2 protein-coding genes and 1 pseudogene are annotated in these 1157 nt (G+C 39.6%); all 3 read left to right on the forward strand.

Annotation, left to right across the window (positions count from 1 at the left end):
- Positions 1–96, forward strand: a 96-nt coding sequence (locus ACEO2X_RS13850) for a transposase domain-containing protein (RefSeq protein ID WP_004785112.1), incomplete at its 5' end; no start/stop codon positions are given.
- Between the two features lie 27 nt (positions 97–123).
- Positions 124–354: pseudogene (locus tag ACEO2X_RS13855) on the forward strand (IS4 family transposase); the annotation flags it as partial.
- 212 nt (positions 355–566) lie between these two features.
- Positions 567–1043: a hypothetical protein gene (locus ACEO2X_RS13860; protein ID WP_180009311.1), complete on the forward strand. Its 477-nt coding sequence runs from the start codon at positions 567–569 to the stop codon at positions 1041–1043.
- Positions 1044–1157 lie beyond the last annotated feature (114 nt).

The raw sequence follows: 1157 nt of genomic DNA on the forward strand, positions 1-1157 counted from the left end.
GCCTATTTAAGTGATGTGCTGAAAAGGTTACCGACACACAAAGTGACCCAAATTGAAGAATTGCTGCCGCACTGCTGGAAACCTAAATCGAATTAAAAAATAGGTATGGGATTCAGCGGACGCTTACCTATAAGCTTCTGTTGGTGTTACTTAACGGGTGAATGGCAACATGATCAAAAAAAAGCGATAAAAATAAAGAAGCATGGACGACTCTCAATGAGTTTATTTCGCTATGGTTTAGACTATGTTCAAATGGCGATTCAGCGTTTAATTGGTTTTGGGAAAAAAGAAGAGTTTAAGGAAATTTTGGCAATTTTAAGAAGGCAGAACCCTGATAGGATAAGGGTTCTGTGAAATTTGTCGTGTACAGAGAAATTTTTTATTTTTTCAAGGGTATAAAAATCTCCTCAGTTTAAATAACATCCAAAAATCACGTGTCGTCAGTGGCTTGGTTTTTTTCTTTCATTTACTCTTTTTAGTGGTACTTTGGCTCAGTCAAAGCCAACCCCTGTTTACCCCATACATGCTGCCATGGGTATTGGGTTGTTTAATATTGTATTTGCTGATTGCCTTGGTCTTTATATGTCATCAGCTATCGTATTCCTGAAAATCAGACCACACTCTATTATTTTCCAATTCTGTGTTTAGGCTTTTATAGCAGCTCACTCATGAGTATTGGCTATTTTCTGGGTCAAATGACGGTACTCACAGGCGTATTTACCATTGGCTCCATTTTTACAGGCTTATTGTTGTTTAAACGCAGCATTATCTTTTGGGGCACCATTCCCTGCTTGGTGGTATTTTACGGTGGTTCTTTGCTGACCTTGCGCAATATTATCCCCTATGCGCCCGTTTTTCAGCCCTATACGTTTACCAGTGCGGAATTCCAAAATTTCATGCTCATCAATAACTTGATTGGCAGCACCATCATTGGTGTTCTGTTGGCCATTTTATTTAATACTTTTTTGGGACGCTGGATGATTCGTGAAGAACATCAGCAGCAACTAATTCTGCTTGATCCACTCACCCAAACTGTTCCTTAAAATGTATTCAAACATACTCAAGGACTAATTCGCACTCTGTTAATGTCTTGTTGCCAAGCGTGTAACTAGAGCCTGAGTCGGTCAGTTCCGACTTGTAGCGGTCAGTCCGTTCTT

Origin of the sequence: Acinetobacter sp. AL9, from assembly GCF_041464035.1 — a bacterium.
GTDB lineage: Bacteria > Pseudomonadota > Gammaproteobacteria > Pseudomonadales > Moraxellaceae > Acinetobacter > Acinetobacter towneri.